13 protein-coding genes and 1 pseudogene are annotated in these 19,515 nt (G+C 72.0%); 10 read left to right on the top strand and 4 right to left on the bottom strand.

Going from position 1 to position 19,515, the window contains the following annotated elements; all coding sequences use genetic code 11:
• Window positions 1-23: 23 nt before the first annotated feature.
• From CLV70_RS36730 to guaA, 3 genes are all read left to right on the top strand, one after another.
• Window positions 24-1,799, top strand: a complete 1,776-nt coding sequence (locus tag CLV70_RS36730; RefSeq protein ID WP_106131235.1) for a S8 family serine peptidase — start codon at window positions 24-26, stop codon at window positions 1,797-1,799.
• Between the two features lie 110 nt (window positions 1,800-1,909).
• Window positions 1,910-3,625: a S8 family serine peptidase gene (locus CLV70_RS36725; RefSeq protein ID WP_106131234.1), complete on the top strand. Its 1,716-nt coding sequence runs from the start codon at window positions 1,910-1,912 to the stop codon at window positions 3,623-3,625.
• Between the two features lie 135 nt (window positions 3,626-3,760).
• Window positions 3,761-5,314 carry a glutamine-hydrolyzing GMP synthase gene (gene guaA, locus CLV70_RS36720; RefSeq protein WP_106131233.1) on the top strand — a complete coding sequence of 518 codons (1,554 nt, stop codon included), beginning with the start codon at window positions 3,761-3,763 and terminating at the stop codon, window positions 5,312-5,314.
• A gap of 294 nt (window positions 5,315-5,608) precedes the next feature.
• On the opposite strand, the pseudogene CLV70_RS42170 reads toward guaA, so the two are convergent.
• Window positions 5,609-5,953, bottom strand: a pseudogene (locus tag CLV70_RS42170) (PspC domain-containing protein); the annotation flags it as partial.
• 227 nt (window positions 5,954-6,180) lie between these two features.
• Between CLV70_RS42170 and CLV70_RS36710 the strand changes: the two are divergent.
• The 3 genes from CLV70_RS36710 (at window position 6,181) to CLV70_RS36700 (ending at window position 9,275) form a co-directional block, all read left to right on the top strand.
• Complete coding sequence (locus CLV70_RS36710; protein ID WP_106131250.1) at window positions 6,181-7,128, top strand: NUDIX hydrolase; 948 nt, start codon at window positions 6,181-6,183, stop codon at window positions 7,126-7,128.
• A gap of 20 nt (window positions 7,129-7,148) precedes the next feature.
• Entirely contained in the window at window positions 7,149-8,069 is a 921-nt protein-coding gene (locus tag CLV70_RS41910; RefSeq protein WP_106131231.1) for an NUDIX hydrolase, read from the top strand.
• Window positions 8,070-8,294: 225 nt separating this feature from the next.
• Window positions 8,295-9,275 (top strand): CDP-alcohol phosphatidyltransferase family protein, encoded by a 981-nt coding sequence (locus tag CLV70_RS36700; RefSeq protein ID WP_425440271.1) that lies wholly within the window; start codon window positions 8,295-8,297, stop codon window positions 9,273-9,275.
• A 1,036-nt stretch (window positions 9,276-10,311) separates the two neighbouring features.
• Here CLV70_RS36700 and CLV70_RS36695 read toward each other — a convergent pair.
• The 3 genes from CLV70_RS36695 to CLV70_RS36680 form a co-directional block, all read right to left on the bottom strand.
• The gene (locus CLV70_RS36695; protein WP_106131230.1) at window positions 10,312-11,556 is read right to left on the bottom strand and encodes a phosphatidylserine decarboxylase; all 1,245 of its coding nucleotides are present in this window, start codon (window positions 11,554-11,556) and stop codon (window positions 10,312-10,314) included.
• A gap of 67 nt (window positions 11,557-11,623) precedes the next feature.
• On the bottom strand, window positions 11,624-12,262 hold the full coding sequence (locus CLV70_RS41545; protein WP_245908744.1) for a phage holin family protein: 639 nt from the start codon (window positions 12,260-12,262) through the stop codon (window positions 11,624-11,626).
• Window positions 12,259-14,391, bottom strand: a complete 2,133-nt coding sequence (locus CLV70_RS36680; RefSeq protein WP_146164307.1) for a PspC domain-containing protein — start codon at window positions 14,389-14,391, stop codon at window positions 12,259-12,261. Before CLV70_RS36680 ends, CLV70_RS41545 begins: the two co-directional genes overlap by 4 nt.
• 194 nt (window positions 14,392-14,585) lie before the next feature.
• Here CLV70_RS36680 and CLV70_RS36675 point away from each other — a divergent pair, with 194 nt between their 5' ends.
• The 4 genes from CLV70_RS36675 to CLV70_RS36660 all read left to right on the top strand — a co-directional run bounded on the left by CLV70_RS36675 (window position 14,586) and on the right by CLV70_RS36660 (window position 19,495).
• A complete protein-coding gene (locus CLV70_RS36675) occupies window positions 14,586-15,827 on the top strand; it encodes an ATP-binding protein (protein WP_106131228.1) in 1,242 nt (413 codons plus the stop codon).
• On the top strand, window positions 15,824-16,489 hold the full coding sequence (locus CLV70_RS36670; RefSeq protein WP_106131227.1) for a response regulator: 666 nt from the start codon (window positions 15,824-15,826) through the stop codon (window positions 16,487-16,489). The genes CLV70_RS36675 and CLV70_RS36670 overlap by 4 nt, the downstream gene beginning before the upstream one ends.
• Window positions 16,490-16,561: 72 nt before the next feature.
• A complete protein-coding gene (locus CLV70_RS36665; RefSeq protein ID WP_106131226.1) occupies window positions 16,562-18,187 on the top strand; it encodes a peptide ABC transporter substrate-binding protein in 1,626 nt (541 codons plus the stop codon).
• 444 nt (window positions 18,188-18,631) lie between these two features.
• Window positions 18,632-19,495: a peptide ABC transporter substrate-binding protein gene (locus tag CLV70_RS36660; protein ID WP_106131225.1), complete on the top strand. Its 864-nt coding sequence runs from the start codon at window positions 18,632-18,634 to the stop codon at window positions 19,493-19,495.
• Window positions 19,496-19,515: the final 20 nt, after the last annotated feature.

Below are 19,515 nucleotides of genomic sequence, written 5' to 3'. Positions count from 1 at the left end.
ATCACGGGGGAGGCCTGTCCTACATGAAGCTCGTCTCACGACGCGTTGTCGTCGGAGCGCTCTCGGTGACGGTGGTCGCCGCTACCGCCGGAGTCTCGACCTGGGCCATGGCCGACGAGCCGCCGGCCGCGCCGGTCCGGCTCGTCGTCGGCCTGAAGAACGGCGCGGACACCGCCGCCCCGATGCGGACGGTCTCGTCGATGGGCGTCCGGGCCCTCGACACCGCGGGCCCCGCCCGGGAGGCCCTGGCGGAGCTGCGCGCGCAGACCTTCGAGGTCTCCCCGGCCCGCCGCGACCGCGTGATCGCGGCCCTGAAGAGCGACCCCAACGTCTCGTACGTGCAGGTCGACCACGTGCGTAAGGCCTTCGAGGTCAGCCCCGACGACCCGATGTACACCGAGGGCCACCAGCCCGAGGTCGACCAGGTCCGGCTGCCGGCCGCGTGGGAGACCACCACCGGCGGCGCGGTCAAGATCGCCGTGCTGGACTCCGGCGTCGCCAAGGTCGGCGACCTGAGCGGCGCGGTGCTCAGCGGTTACAACTACGTCGGCAACAACAGCAACACCGCGGACGACTTCGGCCACGGCACCGCCGTCTCCTCGATCATCGCGGGCCGCGGAAACAACCGCGAGGGCATGGCCGGCGGCTGCTGGAGCTGCACGATCCTGCCGGTCAAGGTCCTGGACAGCCACGGCAACGGCTCGGACAGCAACATCGCCAAGGGCATCGTGTACGCGACGAACTCCGGCGCGAAGATCATCAACATGTCGCTGGGCGGCACCGACACCAGCTCCGTGCTCGCCGACGCGGTCTCGTACGCGAACCTCAAGGGCGTGCTCGTCGTCGCCTCGGCCGGCAACGCGGGCCGCACCTCGCTGCGCAACACCAAGCAGTACCCGGCGGCGTACCCGGACGTGGTCGCGGTCGGCGCGACGGCGCGCGGCTCCGACGAGCGCGCCGACTTCTCGAGCTACAACAAGAGCGGCGACACCTGGGTCGACATGGCGGCGCCCGGCATCATCACCGCCATGGACCGGTACGGCAACTACCACACCGGCGAGACCGGAACGTCGTTCGCGGCGCCGATGGTCGCCGGTGCCGCCGGGCTCATCAAGACGATGAACCCCGGCTACACCGGCTGGTCGATGCAGCGCGCGCTGCTGACCTCCACCCGCCCGCTCGCCGGCAACACCGGCTGGGCCAAGTACGGCATGCTCGACGCCGCCAAGGCGCTGACCGTCGGCACCGACACCACCCCGCCGACCATCACCGGCGTCTCCACCCCCGGTGAGAACTGGCGGCTGCGCGGCAAGGTGCCGGTCAAGACCACCGGCGTCGGTGACGCCTGGTCCGGCGTGCGCAACGTCGACCTCTACGTCGACGGCGTCTACAAGGCGCAGGACCGCACCTCGCCGTACGAGCTGACCTACGACACCGCGGGCCGCAACGGCAAGGTGGCGCTGCAGCTCCGGGTCTACGACAAGGCCGGCAACCGGACCGTCTTCGACCGCTCGGTGGTCGCCGACAACCTGGCCCCGACGGTGACGATCACCAGCGGACCGGCCAACAACGCCCGGGTCTCCGGCACGGTCAAGCTCGCCGCGACCGCCTCCGACGCCGGCGGCCTGCGCCGCGTCGAGATGCTGATCAACGGCTCGGTGAAGCAGACGGACACCACGTCGCCCTACAACTTCAGCTTCAAGGCCTCGAGCTACGCCTCGGGCATGAAGGTGCAGATCCGGGCGGTGGACCTGGCCGGCAACACCAAGACCGCGCCCACGCGGACGTACAAGCGCTAGTAGTTCCGGTCGGAAAGCCCTCGCCGTGCGCTCTCGGCGGGGGCTTTCCGCTACCTGAAAGCACCCGAGCCAATCCAGCCGTCGCTGCCGTCCCCGCCGACTGTGGGGGCATGATTCTGCGCATCCTGACGGCCGGGCTCCTCACCGGCGGCCTCGCCCTGACCGGTAGCGGCGCGGCCTTCGCCGCCCCCGCCCCGGCCGACCTGCCGGTCTCGCTGGTCGTCGGGCTGCGCCCCTCGGCCGCCACCGGCACCGCGGTCGTCGACCGGCTGGAGGACAGCGTCGACGTCGTGGAGAGCGAGCCGCTGACCGGTGCGGTGGCGGTGGACGTACCCGCGAGCCAGGTCGCCGACGCCGCCGCCGCGCTGCGGTCGAACCCCGCGGTCGCGTACGTGGAGCAGGATCACGTCGCGGCCATCGCCGCGATCACCCCGAACGACCCGGCCTTCCGGCAGCAGTGGGGGCTCACCCGGACGAACGTCGGCGCCGCCTGGAGCACCACCCGCGGCAGCGGCGACGTGGTCATCGCCGTGGTCGACACCGGCGTCAAGCCGCTCCCGGACTTCGCCGGCCGGCTGCTGCCCGGCTACGACTTCGTCAACAAGGACAGCAACGCCACCGACGACCACGGCCACGGCACGATGGCCGCCGGGGTCTCCGCCGCCACCGGCAACAACGGCACCGGCATCGCGGGCGTCTGCTGGTCCTGCAAGATCCTGCCGGTCAAGGCGCTGAACGCCAAGGGGCTGGGCACGTACAGCGACATCGCCGAGGGCGTGCGCTGGGCCGCGGACCAGGGTGCCGACATCATCAACCTGTCGCTCGGCGGCACCGCCGACAGCCAGCTCATGCGCGACGCCATCACGTACGCCATGAGCAAGGGTGCGCTGGTCCTGGCCGCGGCGGGCAACGAGGGCAGCCCGGCGCTGCACTACCCGGCGGCGATCCCGGACGTCCTCGCGGTGGGCGGTTCGACCGCGACCGACACGCGCTACCCGTGGTCCAACTACGGCAGCTCCTGGGTGGACCTCGCGGCCCCCGGCTGCAATCCGGCCCAGGGCCTGACCGGCGCCGTCAGCCAGTTCTGCGGCACCTCGTCGGCGACCCCGTTCGCCTCCGGCGTCGCGGCGCTGCTCGCCTCCACCTCGCCCGCCCCGGACGCCGCCGCCATCCGTACGGCGCTGACCTCGTCGGCGACCAGGATCTCCGGCTCCTGGGTCGCGGGCTCCTCCGGCCGCGTCGACGCCGCCGCCGCGCTCGCCTCGCTGCCCGCCCCGGGCGACACCACCGGGCCGGCCACCTCGTTCCTGTCGCCGTCGGGTTCCGCGCTCGTGCGGGGCACGGTCACGGTCTCCGCCCGGGCCACCGACGACGTCGGCATCGCCAAGGTCGAGCTGCTCGCCAACAACGTCGTGGTGGGCGTCGACCGGGTCGCCCCGTACGCCTTCTCGTGGCGTCCGTCGATCCGCGGCGGGAACGTGACGCTGGGGCTGCGGGCGTACGACCGCGGCGGCAATCTCGCGACGGCCGCGCGGCAGGTGCGGGTCGACAACGCGGGACCGGCCGTACGCATCACGTCGGGCCCGGCCAACGGCACCCGCAAGCTCGCCAGGACCGTGCGCCTCGCCGCCCAGTCGTCCGACGCCAACGGCATCCGCTCGATGGAACTGCTGGTCAACGGCAAGGTGGTGCAGCGCTACGCGGGCGTCCGCCGGACGTTCACGATCGCGACGGCCAAATACGGCAAGACCTTGCGGGTCCAGGTACGGGCGTACGACCGCGCCGGCAACGTCGCGTACGCACCCACCCGCACGTGGCGCCGCTGACACCTCTCGCCCCGGCGCCCGGGCATCCGTCCGGGCGCCGGTAAACTCGCCGCCCATGAGCGAGCAACGCGAGCGAATCATTCAGCACAGCGCACTTGTGCCTCGCGGCGCCGGTGAGCGAAGCGAGGCGGCGGCGTGAGCACCCCTCGCCCGGTTCTTGTCGTCGATTTCGGCGCGCAGTACGCCCAGCTGATCGCCCGGCGGGTCCGCGAGGCGCGGGTCTACTCGGAGATCGTGCCGCACTCGATGCCGGTCGCCGAGATGCTCGCGAAGAACCCCGCCGCGATCATCCTGTCCGGCGGGCCGTCCAGCGTGTACGAGCCCGGCGCCCCGGTGCTCGACCCCGCGCTGTTCGCCAACGAGGTGCCGGTCTTCGGCATCTGCTACGGCTTCCAGGCGATGGCGCAGGCGCTCGGTGGCACGGTCGCGCACACCGGCGCGCGGGAGTACGGGCGTACCGTGCTCTCCCCGGCCTCCCAGGCCGGCACCCTGCTCCGCGAGCTTCCCGCCGGCCTGCCGGTCTGGATGTCGCACGGCGACTCGGTCACGGAGGCGCCCAGCGGCTTCTCGGTGACGGCCTCCTCGGCGGGCGCGCCGGTCGCCGCGTTCGAGGACCTCGCCACGCGCCGCGCGGGCGTGCAGTTCCACCCCGAGGTGGCGCACACCGAGCAGGGCCAGGAGATGCTCAAGCGCTTCCTGTACGACATCGCCGGCATCGAGCCCACCTGGACGGCGACCAACATCATCGAGGACCAGGTCGCCGCGATCCGCGACCAGGTCGGCGACAAGCAGGTCATCTGCGGCCTCTCCGGCGGCGTCGACTCGGCGGTCGCGGCGGCGCTGGTGCACAGGGCGATCGGTGACCAGCTCACCTGCGTCTTCGTCGACCACGGGCTGCTGCGGGCGGGCGAGGCCGAGCAGGTCGAGAAGGACTACGTCGCGGCCACCGGCATCCGCCTCAAGGTGGTCGACGCGTCCGACGTCTTCCTCGGCCACCTGGCCGGCGTGACCGATCCCGAGCAGAAGCGCAAGATCATCGGCCGGGAATTCATCCGTACGTTCGAAGCGGCCGCCCGCGAGCTCGACGCGGAGCGCCACATCGAGTTCCTGGTGCAGGGCACGCTCTACCCCGACGTCGTCGAGTCGGGCGGCGGCACCGGTACGGCCAACATCAAGTCGCACCACAACGTGGGCGGCCTGCCCGACGACCTCCAGTTCGCGCTGATCGAGCCGCTGCGCACCCTCTTCAAGGACGAGGTACGCGCGCTCGGCGCCGAGCTGGGCTTGCCCGAGGAGATCGTCCAGCGCCACCCGTTCCCGGGCCCCGGCCTGGCGATCCGCATCATCGGCGCGGTCGACCGCGAGCGCCTCGACGTGCTGCGGGCGGCGGACCTGATCGCCCGCGAGGAGTTGACGGCGGCCGGCCTCGACCGCGACGTCTGGCAGTTCCCGGTGGTGCTGCTGGCGGACGTCCGCAGCGTCGGCGTCCAGGGCGACGGCCGCACGTACGGCCACCCGGTCGTGCTGCGCCCGGTCTCCAGCGAGGACGCGATGACCGCGGACTGGTCGCGCCTGCCGTACGACGTCATCGCGAAGATCTCCACCCGCATCACGAACGAGGTCCGCGAGGTGAACCGCGTCGTCCTCGACGTCACGAGCAAGCCGCCGGGCACCATCGAGTGGGAGTGACCCGCCAGGGACCCCGCACCGAGGGCCGCGACCGAGATCGGCCGCGGCCCTCGTCGTTGCGGTAGCCGGTCGTGGTCCTTGCCGGCCGGGACGGTCGCCCGGCCAGGACGGTCACGCGGCCGGCGGGGTGCTCACCGGCGCCCCCGACGTCGGCGCGGCCCCTGCCGGCCCGCTCGCCGTGGCAGACACCGGTCCGCCGGCCGGGGCAGACGCCGGCTCGCTCGCCGTGGCAGACGCCGGTCCGCCGGCCGGGGCAGACACCAGCCCGCCGGCCGGGGCAGACGCCGGTCCGCTCGCCGGGGGATAGGCTTGCTCGGTCGCCGGGGCATACGCCGGCCCGGTCGCCGCCGGATAGCCGGCCCCCGCCGGGTAGCCCGGCGCCTGGCCCCAGGCCGGGTCCGCGGGGTCGTGCCACGGCGGCGCCGCCGGCCCGGGCTCCTCGGGCATCAGGAACCACATGATCGGGTACGCCAGCAGCGCGGTGCCCAGGGTCATCACGGCGACGGCGGCGAAGCCCACCCGGATCAGCACCGGGTCGACGTTGAGGTAGCGGCCGAGGCCGCTGCAGACGCCCGCCACGATGCGGTCGTCGTAGGGACGGCGGAGTTGCTTGTACGGGGCGACGGTGGGATCAGTCATGACTCAAGAGTCGGCTTTCCGGGGCTCGCCGGCCTCGGTGAAGGCCCGGAGTCCGACCCTGATTCTCCGCCAGGGGTGCGGTGATCTGGGGGTATTGCTGTGTGTTACATACTTACTGCGCTCAGTGCGGAGAACCGCCCTGAACTGCGATTACTGAACGCTATCGCCCTGTCAGGAATCCGACAGACGTTTCCTGGAGTTAACATAAACCGGGCAAGATGCCGCCCGTGACCCCCGCACTGGAACCGCTCCGCAGGATCGCGGCCTACGCCGTCGCGACCGATCCCCACGGCCGCGTTCTTCTCGTCCGGGCATCGACCCGCTCCGGCACTCCCGGGGTGTGGTCCCTGCCCGGCGGCGCCGTCGACCACGGCGAGGACCCGAACCACACCGTCGTCCGCGAGACCGCCGCGGAGACCGGCCTGTCCGTCACCGTCACCGGGCTGCGGGACGTGCTGGCCGACATGCGCTCCCTGCCGCACCGCGGCGTCACCATCCACACCGACCGGCTCGTCTACGAGGTGTCGGTGCGCGGCGGCAACCTCATCGACCGGGTCGGCCGGCCCACCGACCTGGCCCGGTGGCACACCCTCGAGGAGGCCCAGGAGCTGCGGCTACGCCCGTTCACCGCGGCCGCGCTCGGGCTGCCGGCCGCCAGCGCCGACCTGCGGCCCGAGGAGGCGCCGGACTTCCCGTCCTTCTACGCCTATCCGGGGCCGGACGGGCTGCACCGCGCGCAGCGCTTCGCGGCGTACGCGATCGCCACCGACCCCCGGGATCGGCTGCTGCTGACCCGGATCGCGCCGGGCTACCCCGGCGAGGGGTGCTGGCACCTGCCCGGCGGCGGCACCGACTACGGCGAGCAGCCCGGCACCGCCCTGATCCGCGAGCTCGTCGAGGAGACCGGCCAGGAGGGCCGCCTCGTGGAGCTGCTCGGCGTGGCCAGCCACCGCGACGCCGCCTCGCTCGGCCCCGAGGGCTACCCGATCGACTGGCACGGCGTCCGCGCCTTCTACCGGGTCGCCGTCGACGCGCCCACCGACGTGACCGTCAAGGACGTCGGCGGCTCCACCGACGAGGCGTGCTGGATGGCGCTCTCGGAGGTCGCCGAGCTGCCCGCCGACCGGCTCACCGAGGTGACCGCCGAGGCGCTCAAGGCCGCGGGGCTGATCTGACCGCCGGATAGCCTGGACCCGTGAAGGTCAGACGAATCGGCGCGTACGGAATCTGCCGCGACGCCGCCGGCAGGGTGCTGCTCGCGCACAACTCGGAGCTGTCCGCCTTTCCGGGCCTGTGGACGCTGCCGGGCGGCGGCGTCGAGCAGGGTGAGCACCCGGACGACACCGTCCTCCGGGAGTTCGCCGAGGAGACCGGCCTTCAGGTACGCATCACGGGCCTCCACTCGGTGACCGCCGACGTCTTCCGCCTTCCGCACACGGATACGTGGGAACACACCGATCGGATCATCTACGACGTCGAGATCGTGGGTGGAGACCTGCGCGACGAGGCCTCGGGTACGACGGACCGCGTCGCCTGGATCACGCCGGGTGAGATCCCGCTCATGCCGTTCACGGCGGGTGTGCTGGGGCTGCCGGTCGCGCCCTCCGACGTTCCCGGCGACCCGGAGCTGCCCGAACGGCGCACCAACCAGCGCTTCGCGGCGTACGGGATCGTCACCGACCCGGCCGGCCGCGTCCTGCTCACCAGGATCGCGCCCGGATACCCCGGAGCCGGGCGCTGGCACCTGCCCGGCGGCGGGACCGACCACGGCGAGCTACCGAAGGCCGCGCTCGCCCGCGAACTCGTCGAGGAGACCGGGCAACACGGGCGGGTGACCGGGCTGGTGGGCATCTCCCACCGGCACGACCCGGCGGCTCTCGGCCCCGAGGGCGTGCCGCTGGACTGGCACGCCGTACGCGCGGTGTTCAGGGTCGTGGTGGATCGGCCGACAGAACCTGTGGTGACCGAGGAGGCGGGCGGCTCCACCGAGGCGGCCAGGTGGTTCGACCAGGTCACAGTGGGTGAAATGGCGCTGACCGACGTGGCCGCCTCGGCGGTGCGGCGGCTGGCCCGCGAAACGGCTCATCGGGGAAGAGGGTTGTGGGACCTCGGTTAGACTCGTCACAGGGCCGAGCAGTGAGCGTGCCTTCTCGCCCCTGCGGAGGATGAAAACTCCACAGCACGATGTTGCACAGGACGGTCGATTCGTCTCTCGCCAAGAGCGCGCGGCTGTGCGATTGTGTAACCCGCCTTAGTGACGGTCCGTAGACGTACGGGCGAGAGGCAGCACCCCGCAACGGCCACAGCCGGCGGGCAGACCGACCCCAAGATGGAGGAGCACGTGCCGAGAACCCCTTGGCGCCGGCGTCGTACGACGGATAGTCCCCGTCCCGCCGGACGTCGTTGGGCAGGCCGGCTGGCCCGCGGCGGAAGTCTCGCCCGGCAGGCCCTGTTGGTGCGCGTGGGGCGCCGATCCGCGGATGCGGGCCGGGCTGCCACCGCCACCCGGGCCGAGGTGATCTACACCGGCACAGATCTCGTCCCGTACGCCGGACGTGGCCGTACGGTGGCCACCTCCGGCAGCCACGGCCCGGTCCTCGCGGCCCCGCCGATCGTGGTCGCCGAGGAGTCCGCCGAGGCGCTGCTGCCCGGCGAGCACACGGTCCGCCGCCGGATCTCGTTCGCCCTGGTCAACTCGTGCACCCTGGCCAGCCTCGGCCTCGGGCTCCTCGCGATCTTCCTCGCCATGCACGGCGACACCCGGCTGGCGGCGGCCTGCCTGGTGGCCTGCGTCGCCTTCGACGGCCTCGACGGCGCGCTGGCCCGCCGCCTCGGCGTCTCCAGCCCGTTCGGCGCGCAGATGGACTCGCTGGCCGACATGTGCTCGTTCGGCCTGGCCGCCCCGGTGGTCGTCTACGCGTCCCTGGCGCACACGGTGCCGACGGCCGCGGCCGCGGTGGCGTCGATGCTCGTCGCGGGTTGCGCGGCCATCCGGCTCGCCCGCTTCAACGTCTCGCCCAAGGACGGCAAGTTCTTCTCCGGCGTGCCCACGACCATGGTCGCGGCGGTGCTGGCGCTGATGGTGCTGATCGGGCTGCCGCTGCCCGGCATGGTCATGCTCGGCGGCGTGGCGGTCCTCGGCTTCGCGATGGTGTCCAGCTTCCCGTATGCGAAGCTCGCCCGGATCGTGAAGCTGCCGCCGTGGGTGTGGCTGCTGCCGGTGGTCGGCGCCCTGGTGGACGCCAGGCTGACGTTCGTCCTGGTCGTCGGGGCGTATCTGTGCAGCGGCCCGGTCATGTGGCTGCGCGCCAAGCGGGTCTGACCTCCACTGCGCTTACCGCAAGCCCCACCGGCCTGACCCCGGTGGGGCTTGGAGAACGCCCAGGCCGTATATCCCCCCGGTATGCCCTCTTCCTCGAACATCCGGTCATCGGATCATTCACTGAGCTCAGCGCTGAGGACCTCGCGCGGACCGGGAAGGTGTGACCGGCCTCTGGCCCGGAATCGCACCTTTCAAGACATGCGATGCCTCAGGCCGGGGCTGAGCCCAAATACTCGGCGTTCCCGCGGCCTCCCGCAGGTGATTGGTCGGCCTCCAGATGGGCTGTGTAGGCGTGCTGGTGTACGCCGTCGGCGCGGCCGGTTGCTGACGGCTGCCTTCGGCGACCTGAGTGCCGACAGAGGGAGCGGAACGCTCCGGAGGCTGAGAGGATGCTGTCCAAGGCTGCGTACCCTTGCTTGCCCAGTACCGCGCGGCCATGGCCCGATGCCGAGCTTCTCGGTCATCGTCGTGCGCCTCGCCGGCGGCGCCCCGCGGACTCGACCCGGAAACCGCTGCCCTGATCGCATCCTCATCATGCAGACCGGGGTAGGCATCACGGTTCTGCGGCGTAGAGCTCGGCCCGGGAGCATCAGGTCCCTCAACCTGTACGACAACGGAGCGAGTGATGAGCAGTCCCTCCTCCGGAGGAAGTATCGACCCTCGCCTCACCTCGGCCGTATATTTGTTATTCCCCGCGTACATGCCTGGGAGATCGTCTGGCATGTGTCCTCCTTTGCATGTCTTCCAGCTCCGCTGTGAATCAGCGCGTTGCCAGTCGAACGAGGTGGGGTGGCAAGCGGTTCAACCTCTCGTTGGGCGGGTTCGAGACATGGGTCACCTTCCGCGAACGCACTTCCGCAGGCCTGGCTGACGTCGCCGGCAGGGCTGTCCTGGCCGAGACGGCACGCACGCATGATCAGTCGCTTGCCCGCTTGCCCGCTTGCCCGCTTGCCCGCTTGCCCGCTTGCCCGCTTGCCCGCTTGCCCGCTTGCCCGCTTGCCCGGGGACAGCGACAGGATCTTCTTCAGGCCGTCGCTCAGCGCCAGCGGGCGATGACCGAGCTCGCGCCGATGACCCGGTCGCCCACGGTTACCGTGGCGTCCGCCCGGTCCGCCGGCAGGTAGACGTCGGTGCGGGAACCGAAGCGGATCAGGCCCATCCGCTCTCCGCGGGCGACGAGCGTGCCGACCGGGGTGCGCTGGACGATGCGGCGGGCGATCAGGCCGGTCCGCTGGACCACACCCACGGTGCCGTGGTCGGTGTCCAGCACCGTGTACGCCGCCACGTTGTGCTCCGCGGCCGCCGTCATGGCGTTGGCGTACCCGCCGTCGATCACGAAGTAGTCGGTGACCCGGCCGGCCACCGGCACCCGGTTGACGTGCACGTCGAGGACTGACAGGAACACGGCGACGCGCAGGAACTCGCCCTCGCCCAGCCGCTCGTCGGTGAGCCGCTCGACCGACAGCACCTTGCCGTCGCTGGCCGCCACCACCGCGCGCGGGTCGGTCGGGGTGTCCCGCTCCGGGTCCCGGAAGAAGGCCGCCACCGGGGCCGCCGCCAGCGCCGGCAGCAGCCACAGCTTCGAGGCGGGCCGGGCGGACCTGGCCAGGGCGGCGAGCCCGAGCGCGATGCCCGCGGCGGCAACCCCGTTGGAGTCGATGTGCATGCTCCGGGTCACCGGCACGCTGGAGGGACGGTACGCCGGGGCCAGCGTCGCCGCCTTCGCGGTGTCGGCCCGGCTGAACCGCAGCTTGTGGATGCGCAGCGGGGGCTGGTTGCGGACCACCAGGTCCGAGCCCACCCCGAAGAGGGCGCTCTGCCGGAACAGCTCGGCGGCGGCTCCGCCCGTACGCCCGGGGGTGGCCGGCGTGGCCACCGACACGACCGCGCCGTCCGTCAGGTATTTGCTCAGGCCGTCGAGGACGGCGCGGGCCTCCTCGGCGGTGCCGGTCAGCGGCTCGCCCAGAACGACCACGTCGGCGGGCTCGGCCTCGGCGAGGGAGTCGACGATCCGCACCCGGTCGGCGATCCAGCTGCCCAACCCGGTGATGTGGTCCCGGAGCAGCTCGGCCGTGCTGCGCTCGCCGGCCACCAGGATCAGCGTGTCGCCGGGCAGCAGCGCCTCGACGGCGGCGGCCACCACGGCCGACGAATGGTCGGCGCCGATCACCAGGGCGGTCGTCGCCTCGTTGTGGCGGGCGAACTCGGCGGTGAGGCTGCGCGCGGCTCGGGGGCCGACGCCGGTCACGGGGGCGGTGGACACGGTGGGAAACGGCGTCATGGACAAGAGCATATTGCGCCGTCCGCGGCCCTCACCCGGTGGTGTGGCCCGCGGACGGCGGGTGCGCTCAGTCCTGACGCCGGTCCGGCCCGGTGGTCCCCTCCGCCGCCGTGCCCAGCTCGGAGGTCGGCGGTTCGTCGGTGGTGGTCTTCAGCTCGGACGTCGGCGCTTCGTCGGTGGTGGTCCTCAGGTCGGACGTCGGCGGTTCGTCGCCGGTCGGCGTCCTGAGTTCGGACGTCGGCGGCTCGGGGGCCGGAGCGGCCTGGGCCGGCGGGGCCTGGGCCGGCGGCGCCTCGGGCGGCGGGGCCTGGGCCGCTGACGCTTGGGTCGGCGGGGTCTGGGCCGGCGGGGCGGACGGGACCGGGGCCGGGACGGGTGCGGTCTGCGGGACGGGCGGGAGGTCGATGCGGTCGGCCGGGTTGTGCAGCAGCTCGCGGACGATGTCCGCGTGCAGGTCCGCCGGCAGCCCGCCCGGCGTCTCCACCTGGGCCTCCGCGGCCACCGGCGCGGCCACCTCGGTGCGGCGGCCGGACCGGATCGCGCCCAGCAGGCCGATCGCGCCGAAGAGGATGAGGACGCTCGCGACCAGCCAGCCCAGGGCGGGCAGCCGTACGGTCACCACCTGCGAGACCGCCCACCAGGCCGCGACCAGCAGAAAGATCAGTCCGAAGCTCAGCGAGATGCCGTCGGTACGGTGCGGCTTCACCGGGTCACCTCCACGTTGCCGGTCTTCAGCTGGATGGTCAGTCGCAGTTTGCCGCCGCCCTCGCCGTCCGGGCCGAGATCGGTCGCGCCCTGCACGTTCAGGTTCCCGGTGACGTCGCGGCCGTAGAGCAGCACGCGGCCGTCGTTCATGGTGACGCTCGTCGTGGTGTCGACCTTGTCCGGCAGCAGCACCCGCACCTGACCGAACTTCATCGCGATCGTCACCGCCTGGTCGTGGCCGGTGAAGTCCAGGGCGCGCAGGTCGAGGGTGGCGTTGCCGACCGAGAAGTCGTAGCGGTCGGCGACCGAGGCGACGCTCTGCGGCCGGTAGGCGTTGTTCGCGAACTCCGGGCCGTACTGCTCCGCGCCGGTGGAGATCGACAGTCCGAGCGTGGCGAGGATGGCCAGGAAGATCAGCCCGCGGGCCCGGCCGAACCAGGCGCCGACGATCAGCCCCAGGGCAATCGTGGCGAGGGCGGCGGCGAAGTAGCCCGACACCGGCACATCGGCGCCGGCCAGGTCGGTCAGGGCGACGAGGCCCATCGCCACCACGAGCCCGAAGAACGTGATGCGGCCCAGCTTGGAGCGCTCGCGCGGCTTCTTCTTGGGCCGGGGCGGCGCGGGCGGCCGGCCGGGGCCCTGCCACGACGCACCGTGATGGCGTCCCGAACCCTGAGCCCAGGGGCCGTGCGGGGCGAACGGTGCCCGGTAGCCCCCGGGCGGCGGGGTGAACCCCGGCGGGAACTTCGGCGTGAACCCCACCTTCGGCGGCCACGGCGGGGAGGGCGGTGCCGGCGGCGCCCAGGGTGCCGACGAGCCGCGCGGGGCCGACGGCGGTACGGACCAGGCCGGCGCCGACGACGTGCCCCAGGCCGGCGGCGCGGAGGGGGCGGCCGGCCCAGCGGCGGTGTGCGGCCCGGCAGCGGTGTGCGGCCCGGCAGCGGTGTGCGGGCTGGTGGCGGCGTGCGGGCTGGCGGTGTGCGGGCCGTAGGCGGGGGGCTGCGCGGGGGAAGCGGCCGGCGCCGAGGTGGCGAACGGCGGGCGCGGCGGCAGGTGCTCGGTCAGCGGTTCGCCGGCCGGCGCGGCCGTGGGCGCCGGAGCGCCGGCGGCCGCGAAGGCACCGCCGTGCGAGGCGGGCGCGCCCGGCGCCGTCGGCGGCGTGGCCTGGGGAAAGGTGGCGGTCGACGCCGCCCACGGGTCGGCGGTGGCGGCCCACGGATCGGTGGCCGGGGCCCACCGGTCGGCGGCGGGCTCACCGGTCGGGGGGCCGGCCCGGTGCGTCTTCTTCAGCGCGATGGCGCCGCAGACCAGCACGGCGGCTGCCAGCAGGGTGGCCCGGAAGCCGTCCTGCACGATGAAGGCGAAGGTCAGGGCGGTGGCGGCACCGAGGACGACCACCGACAGCGGGGCCATCGACGAACGGCCCCGGCCGAGCAGCGACTCCACCGGCGAGGCGGTGTCGCCCTCGGCGGGGATCAGCAGCCAGCCGACGAGGTAGACGAGGACGCCGACGCCGCCGAAGAAGCCGAGGACGGCCAGGAGGACGCGCCAGAGGACCGGATCGGTGTTGGTGGCCCGGGCGATCGCGCCGCAGACGCCGGCGATGTAGCGGCCACGCCGCGGCCGGACGAGGTTCTCGCGGGAGAAGGTCGGGCCGTCCGGTGCGCCGAACCAGGGCGGCGGGGCGCCGGGCGGCGGAGTGCTGCCGGGCGGCGGCCCACCGGGAGGCGGGGTCGCGCCCGGGGGCGGGCCGCCGGGCGGCGGGGTGCTGCCGGGCGGGGTGGCCGATGACGGCGAGGCGTCCGGGGCCGGCGGGGGCGGCGGGTCCGCGGCGGGCGGGGCTCCGGCCACGGGCGGCTCATACGCCGACGGGACCTCCCCCGCAGGCGGAGCAGCGGCCGGGATGTCACCGGCCGGGGTGTCCGCGGCGCCGGCCGGGGTGTCCGCGGCGCCGGCCGGGGTGTCCGCGGCGCCGGCCGGGATGTCAGCGGCGGCCGGGGCGTCGGCGGCGGAAGAGGCCGGAGCAGCGGGCGGAGCAGGTGCAGCGGGCGGAGCGGGTGGAGCGGAAGGTGCCGGAGCGTCCTGCGACGACCCGGCAGCTTCGCGGGACTGGGCAGCTTCGTCGGTCATGACTTCGATACTGGCGGTACCGGCACCCGGCCCGCCTCAGGCGGCGACCCTGAGGCCACCCTGAGATCCTGCGGCCCCCTTCATAGGGGACTTTCCCCGTAGCCCGCGCCCCTCGGACGTGTGACGATCGAAGCGGCCCATTCGCGGGCCCCGGAACGAGGAGCAGAACGATCACCGCCACCGCCACCGCCGCACTGCCGCCGCGCCGCCTGTACCGGCCGCGTGACCATCGTGTCATCGCCGGTGTCGCGTCGGGCATCGCGCGTCATCTCGGCATCTCCGTGACGGTCGTCCGCGTCGCCCTGGTGGTCCTGCTGGGCTTCAACGGCCTGGGTCTTCTTCTGTACGCGGTGTTCTGGGCCGTCCTGCCTCAGCAGATCCCGACCGCCCAGGCGAAGCCGCACCGCGACCTGGCCCTGCTGCTGCCGTTCGGCGCGATCGGGCTGGGCGTGGTGCTGCTGCAGGGGCTGGTGTTCCGCGACGGCGGCGGTGCCGGACCGGCCGGCTGGCTCGTCGCGATCATCGCGGTCGGCGCCGGCGTCATCTGGCACCAGTCCGACCCGGTACGCCGCGGGCAGTGGGCGGACGGATCGCAGGCCCCGTGGCTGGCCGCGGTGGTGGCGGAGAGTGACCGCCGCTCGTTCGTGTTCCGGTTCATCGGCGGCGGGGTGCTGGTCGCCGTCGGCGTGATCGGCGTGATGGCCGTCTTCCTGCCGAAGGGCAACCTCGCCACCGTCTTCAACGGCGTGATCTTCGCGTTCGTCGGCCTGCTCGGCGTCGGCGTGGTGGTCGCCCCGCTGCTGTGGCGTACGTTCAGCCAGCTGCGCAACGAGCGCGAGGGCCGCATCCGCGAGCAGGAGCGCGCCGAGGTCGCGGCCATGATCCACGATCAGGTGCTGCACACCCTCGCCCTGATCCAGCGCAACTCCACCGACATCAAAGAGGTGCAGCGGCTCGCCCGGGGCCAGGAGCGCTCGCTGCGCAACTGGCTCTACAAGCCGACCGCGTCGCCGACCGAGCGGTTCGGTGCGGCGCTCGAGCAGGCCGCCGCCGAGGTCGAGGACACGTACGCGATCTCGGTCGAAACGGTGGTGGTCGGCGACACGCAGTGTGACGAGAGGGTGGCCGCCCTGGTGGCCGCCGCCCGCGAGGCGCTGGTCAACGCGGCCCGGCACTCGGGCATGCAGACCGTCTCGCTCTACGCCGAGGTCGAGGACGAGGAGCTCAGCGTCTTCGTGCGCGACCGCGGCGCGGGCTTCGACCCGAACGAGGTGGAAGATACCCGGCATGGCGTACGCGGCTCCATCATCGGGCGCATGCAGCGGCACGGCGGCAAGGCCGTGATCCGCAGCGCGCCGGGGGACGGCACCGAGGTACGCCTGACGCTGCCCGCCTCGCGGGAGAGCGTCACCGCCGGAAAGGAGAACGCACGATGACCGAGCCCACTACCGACGAGGGCCGCCGCCTCACCGTCTTCCTCGTGGACGACCACGCGATGTTCCGGGCCGGCGTCCGCGCCGAGCTGGGCGCGCACGTCGACGTGGTGGGGGAGGCGAGTTCCGTCTCCGAGGCCGTCACCCGGATCGCGGCCACCCTGCCCGACGTGGTCCTGCTCGACGTGCACATGCCCGACGGCGGGGGCCGCGCCGTGCTCGACGCGATGCGGCGTACGCATCCGCAGGTCAAGTTCCTGGCCCTGTCGGTCTCCGACGCCGCCGAGGATGTCATCGGGCTGATCCGGGCCGGCGCCCGCGGCTACGTCACGAAGACCATCTCGCCGGACGAGCTGGCCGCGGCGGTCAAGCGGGTGGCGGACGGCGACGCGGTGTTCAGCCCCCGGCTGGCCGGCTTCGTCCTGGACGCCTTCGCGGCCCGCCCGGACGTGCCGGTGGCCGACCCCGAGCTCGACCAGCTCACCAACCGCGAGCGCGAGGTGCTGCGACTGCTGGCCCGCGGGTACGCGTACAAGGAGATCGCCAAGGAGCTGTACATCTCCATCAAGACGGTGGAGACGCACGTTTCCAACGTGTTGCGGAAGCTGCAGATGAGCAACCGCTACGAGCTCTCCCGGTGGGCGGCGGACCGGCGCCTGGTCTGACCTCGACGGTTCCGCGGCCGCTCCGGCCGGGTGGCATGATGGGCCCCTTCCGCGTCGAAGGAGTAGTTGCCCATGCTCTGCAGGAGATCGTGGACGGCCGCGTCGGTGGCGGTGGCCGTCATCCTGGCGACCGCCGGGTGCACCGGGGGATCGGACGACGATCCGCCCTCCGGTGGGCCGGTGATCGGCATCGGCGCACCCCGGAGCCTCCTGCCGTCCGACACGGTCGACGTGAGCGGCAGCCAGATCCTCGACGCGCTGTTCTATCCGCTGGTGACCTTCAGCGAAAAGGGCGAGCCGCTGCCGGCCGCCGCGGAATCGGTCACCGCGGACAAGTCGGCCAGGACGTGGACGATCAAGCTGAAGAGCGGCTTCACCTTCCACAACGGTGAGGCCGTGACGGCCGACAACTACATCAATGCCTGGAATTACGGTGCGTACGGCCCGAACGCGCAGAGCGGTGCCTCGTCGTTCGAGCGGATCGAGGGGTACGCCGACCTCCAGTCCCGTGACCCGGACGGCGCCGACGGCCCGGAGCAGGCGCCGCCGCCCAAGGCCACGGCCCTGACCGGGCTGAAGAAGGTCGACGACACCACCTTCACCGTGACGCTCTCGAGCCCGTTCGCCGGCTGGGCGTCGCTGCTGAACGGGCCGGCCTTCTACCCGCTGCCCAAGTCGGCGTTCCGCGCACCGAACGAGCTCGCCGACGGTTACGACCGCGCCCTCGTCGGTAACGGTCCGTTCAAGCTGACCGAGCCCGTCGGCGACGGCACCGAGCTCCGGATGACCCGGGTGAGCGGGTTCGCCGGCACGCAGCCCAAGGTCGAAAGCCTGACCTGGAAGATCTACTCGGATCTGGGCGAGGCGTACGACGACCTGAAGGCCGGCGACCTGGACGTCCTGCCCGAGGTCCCGTCGGACCGGCTCGCCAAGGCGCCCGCGGAGCTCGGCGACCGGCTCCAGAAGTCACCGAATTCGACGTTCACCTTCGTCGGCGTACCCGTGCAACGGCCCGAGTTCGCCAAGCCGGAGGTCCGCCGGGCGCTGTCCATGGCGATCGACCGGGACCAGCTCGCCGAGCAGCTGTTCCACGGTGCCGAGACGCCGGCGACGGCGTTCGTCTCGCCCGTGGTCCCGGGATACCGGCAGGGCACCTGCGACTACTGCACGCACGACCCGGACAAGGCCAAGTCCCTGTACGCGTCCGCCGGTGGGCCGCCGAGCCTCACGATCGCCTACAACGAGGCGCCCGGGCACCGGGCCGTCATCGAGGAGGTCTGCCGGCAGATCGGCGCCGCGCTCGGCGTGGAGTGCACCCCGGCCGGCCGCAAGACGGTCTCGGAGATGCTGGTAAATGCGGAGGAACGGCGGGCCGGCGACCTGACCCGGATGAGCTGGACGATGAACTACCCGCTGATGGAGAGTTACCTGGCGCCCGTGTACGGCACCGGGGGCTCCGTCAATGTCCATGGTTACAGCAATTCCGCCTACGACAGCCTGGTGACGGCCGGGTCGGCCGCGACGACCAGGGCCGCGGCGGTGACGAAATGGCGGGACGCCGAGGACATTCTCGCCCAGGATATGCCGATCCTCCCGTTGTTCTTCGGGCAGAATGTGTACGGGCACTCCAAAAGGGTGACCAATGTAGCGATCGACTCCGCGCAGCGGGTCGACCTGTTCAGGATTCAGTTGGTATGAGGACAGAGCGGTGGTAACCGGGCGCGAAGGCGGGGGTGCATCCGGAAATTTCCCAGGTGAGGGGCGAATCACCAGGACGGATGGCCGTCCGGGGTGGTACAGGAATGCCCCTCGACGCCGTTCTGGAACCTTCGCCGGGTATCGGCTTGATAACACGCCTTTCCGAGATGGGCGGCGGGTGTCAGAGTTGCTTCGACCTGGCGCCCGTGTCTTCGCGGAGTTCGCTGCAGCACATCGCCGCCGAAAGGCGGTGTGCCGGAGCGGCGCGCATGGCCGAATGCCCGTTCGGCTCTCGTGGTCAATCGGGCGAACCACTTGAAGTCGTACGACCTGGGAACACACCTGCGGCAGGTAGCCGCTACTCGGACGGCACCCCCGGCCGATGGCAGCCGTGGAATGCTTCGAATGAGCCCACAAGGTAAGAACTAGAGGAGGCCTTGACCAATGAGTGTCTCGAAGCGGGCTGGCGTGGTCGCTCTGACCACCGCCGTCGCGCTCGTGGCTGCTGGCTGCAGCGGTAGCGATGACAGCAATACCGGCAAGGGCAGCGGCGATACAGCAAACGGTGCGATCACCATCGACGGCACGCAGCCGGAGGTCGGTCTCGTTCCCGCCAACACCACCGAGACCGGTGGCGGCCAGATCATCGACTTCATGTGGACGGGTCTGGTCCAGTACCCGAACGACGGTGGCGCTCCCAAGAACGCCGTCGCTCAGGACATCACGACCAAGGACTCCAAGGTCTACACGATCAAGCTGAAGCCCGACACCAAGTTCCACGACGGCACCGTCGTCAAGGCGAAGAACTTCGTGGATGCCTGGAACTGGGCCGCGTACTCGCCGAACGGCGCGCAGAACGGCAGCTTCTTCAGCGACATCGCCGGCTTCGCCGACGTGCACACCGAGGACCCGGACGCCGACGGCCCGAAGAAGGCGCCGGAGCCCAAGTCCAAGACGATGTCCGGTCTGAAGGTCATCGACGACACGACGTTCGAGGTCACCCTCAACGCGCCGTTCTCGATCTTCCCGACCAAGCTCGGCTACAGCGCGTACATGCCGCTGCCCGACGTGTTCTTCACGCAGACGCCGGAGGAGTTCGGCAAGAAGCCGATCGGCAACGGCCCGGTCAAGTTCGTCTCGTGGCAGGACAACGTCGAGCTCAAGCTGACCCGCTTCGACGACTACACCCTTGACGACAAGGTCAAGATCAAGGACGTCACGGTCAAGATGTACCAGTGCGCCACGAGGCGCTCTGACACATCCCCGTTTCAGGCGGGACAGACTCGAAGGGAGGTCTGCTGGGTCTGATGGCTTACCTGGATCCGAAA

Origin of the sequence: Pseudosporangium ferrugineum (assembly GCF_003002065.1) — a bacterium.
GTDB lineage: Bacteria > Actinomycetota > Actinomycetes > Mycobacteriales > Micromonosporaceae > Actinoplanes > Actinoplanes ferrugineus_A.
Note: the sequence above shows the minus strand (reverse complement) of the source record. Positions and strands in the feature narration are given on the sequence as shown.